The 2,946-nt window shown below is 27.6% G+C and carries 4 protein-coding genes and 1 pseudogene; all 5 read left to right on the top strand.

Going from position 1 to position 2,946, the window contains the following annotated elements; all coding sequences use genetic code 11:
* Positions 1 to 369, top strand: a pseudogene (locus tag Q0V24_RS17040) (hypothetical protein); the annotation flags it as partial.
* Positions 370 to 512: 143 nt separating this feature from the next.
* Positions 513 to 962 (top strand): hypothetical protein, encoded by a 450-nt coding sequence (locus Q0V24_RS17035; protein WP_297523365.1) that lies wholly within the window; start codon positions 513 to 515, stop codon positions 960 to 962.
* A gap of 101 nt (positions 963 to 1,063) precedes the next feature.
* Complete coding sequence (gene rbr, locus Q0V24_RS17030; protein WP_297523363.1) at positions 1,064 to 1,654, top strand: rubrerythrin; 591 nt, start codon at positions 1,064 to 1,066, stop codon at positions 1,652 to 1,654.
* A gap of 195 nt (positions 1,655 to 1,849) precedes the next feature.
* On the top strand, positions 1,850 to 2,368 hold the full coding sequence (locus Q0V24_RS17025; protein ID WP_297523361.1) for a hypothetical protein: 519 nt from the start codon (positions 1,850 to 1,852) through the stop codon (positions 2,366 to 2,368).
* Positions 2,369 to 2,589: 221 nt separating this feature from the next.
* Positions 2,590 to 2,745 carry a zinc-ribbon domain-containing protein gene (locus Q0V24_RS17020; RefSeq protein ID WP_297522040.1) on the top strand — a complete coding sequence of 52 codons (156 nt, stop codon included), beginning with the start codon at positions 2,590 to 2,592 and terminating at the stop codon, positions 2,743 to 2,745.
* Positions 2,746 to 2,946 lie beyond the last annotated feature (201 nt).

Genomic DNA, 2,946 nt, shown 5'->3' with positions numbered 1-2,946 from the left:
CCAGTAAAACCAGTTGAGCCAACAAAACCAATAGTGAAACCAGAACCAGTAAAACCAATAGAACCAGCAAAACCAGTAGTAAAACCGGATATTAATAACAAAGATGAAAATAATTCAGATGTTAGTAGTGTAAGTAGTAAAGATCAGTCAAACTTAGATAATTCTTCAAATAAAGAAAGTTCTACAGATAGTTCAAAAGAAAGTAGTTCAAATTCTTCAAATGATAGTAATTCAAAAGCTGAGAAGTCTACAAATAATTTATCAGATAAAGTTGCAGTAAAACCATCATCAGATAAAGTTATAGTGAAGCCTTCTACTGAGAAAGTTAATACAAATTTAGAGGCTGCACCACAAGTTACAAAAAAATAAACAAAAATGCAAAGTGATTCGCTTTGCATTTTTTTGTGCTTTTATTTAATGTGAATAAAAATTAATAAAAAATTATTAATAGGTTTAATCTATAATTAAGCGAATATTGTATAATTAAGTAAAAATGAATAGTGGGGGATAATATGGAGATTAATAATAGAAGTGGAATCATATATAGCATCAGATGTTTCTTTAGAAACTTAAAAAAAGCATTTGCAAACAGTAGAATAAATTATAGAACTAATTTATATGAATGCGATATAGTAAAGGTTGAGAATGCTGTTAGTAAATCTTCATTTAAAATTGGAATATTTAAAAAATCAGGGTGGAGAGGTCTTGATAGATTGCTTAAAATAATAGAAAATTTAAGGAAAAAGAGAGATAGAGAACAAGTTATTATTTTACTTGAGGAAATTGCTTATTCAATGTTTGAATATATAGAATTATCTGAAAAACCAAGTTATAGAATTGTAGATAATATAGTTGGGTATATAGAAGTATGTGGGGTATATAGTTCATATATGAAAGAAGCCGAAATAGTAGAGATACTTAAATCTATTTATATACCAAAGGTGAAAATGGAAGAAGATTAAAAAAGGATATAATTTCATAGTATAAAAGAGGTTCATTTTAGCACATAACTATATATAGATAAGCAATTATCAAAAGTCAAAAAAATTGGAGTGATATAGTTATGGGAAAATTAAATGGAACTAAAACAGCTGAAAATCTTATGAAAAGTTTTGCAGGTGAATCACAAGCAAGAAATAGATACACTTTCTATTCTGTTGTTGCAAAACAAGAGGGGTATGAGGAAATCGCTAAGGTATTTGAGGAAACTGCAGATCAAGAGAGAGCGCATGCTAATGTATTTTATAAATTTTTAGCAGCTGATTTAAATGGTGAAAAAGTAGTTATAGATGCAGACTACCCAGTCGAGCTTCATAAAGATACATTATCAAATTTAAAAGCAGCAGTAGCAGGGGAACATGAAGAAACAGAAGTTTTATATCCTGAATTTGCAAAAGTAGCAGATACAGAAGGATTTGCAAAAGTAGCAGAAGCTTATAGAGCAATAGGTAAAATAGAAAAGATGCACGAAGAAAGATATAAACGATTCCATGCTAGTGTGGAGCAAGGGGATGTTTATAAAAAAGGTGCTGATACTTTTTGGATTTGTCAAAATTGTGGCTATATAGTAGAGGGGGCAGAACCACCAAAAATTTGTCCAGTATGCTATTATTCACAAGCTTACTTTAAGGTTTATACAGATACATTTAAATAATTTATAAAATAGCTCATATTTTAATATGGGTTATTTTTTATATATAATTAGCTAATTGTAGCTTAATATATTGAAACTTATAGTGTAGATTGAGATTATAGTAGTTGTTTCTAAAAATTTTGAGGGAAAACAAAAGGTTAGTTAAGAATAGGGTTGTATGGTAAAATTGTATAAAAATGAATGTTAGGAGTAGTTATGAATATTAAAAATTTAGATTTATATAATTTTGTAGATAGTTATAAAAAAGGTGTGGAAAATATCTTAAGAAATAGAAGTGTTAAATCATTAGAGGGTGAAGTGCTAATAGTTTCTAAAGAATTAGATGTGAAAAAAGAATATAAAATAAGTGAATTATCTTTTGAAGAGATAAAAAGTTTTTTAGAAAATAAAGAGATACTATACTTGCCATTTGTAAGCGGATTTGATTCGTATGTAATTGCAGTGAGTGGTGCAGAATTTGATTTAGATGAAGGTATAGAACCAGAATGGTTAGAGGGTGTTGGATATATACCAAGTGGGAGTCGGATGGTTGATATAGGCGATTATACTATTTCATATAAAAATTTAGCAGGATTTATGATTGAAAAGTTAGATAGCGAGTATAAAATTTTGTTTGCAGAAATAATAAAAGGTAATAATAAAATAAAAGAAGTTATAAATGCTGGACTTTTAGGAATAGAGATTAAAGCGTTTGTGGAAGAATCTTTAATATAAATTTATAGTAGTATTTACTAATTAAGGCAAGTCCTTTATATATATTTTTTGAAATTAACTATAAAAAAATATATAAAAAAAAGGTTGCACTATATAAATCCATATGCTATACTAAATAAGTAGTCGAGAGACACAAATAATACAAGTTTATTTAGTTAGTAGTTCTTTTATTTTTTAAAAGTGATTTACAACAATTGAACTTTAAATATAGGAGGATTATTATGCAAGATAAAACAATAGTATGTAGAGACTGTAACGAAGAATTCATATTCACATCAGGTGAGCAAGAGTTCTACAAAGAAAAAGGTTTCGATAACGAGCCTACAAGATGTGCTTCATGCAGAAGAGCAAGAAAAGCACAAAACAACAGATACTAATTTGAAGTTTACAGGAACTAGTTTTTAACTGGTTCCTTTTTTTATACTTATTTAGAGAAAGAATATCTTAAATAAGTTAAGATTATATAAATTAAAATTAATTTTAAAAAAAGGTTGCATTGTATAAATCCATATGCTATACTAAGTAAGTAGTCGAGAGACACAAATAATACAAGTTTATTTAGTTAGTAGTTCTTTTAT

It is taken from the genome of uncultured Clostridium sp. (assembly GCF_947039605.1).
Taxonomy (GTDB): Bacteria; Bacillota; Clostridia; order Clostridiales; family Clostridiaceae; genus Sarcina.
Note: the sequence above shows the minus strand (reverse complement) of the source record. Positions and strands in the feature narration are given on the sequence as shown.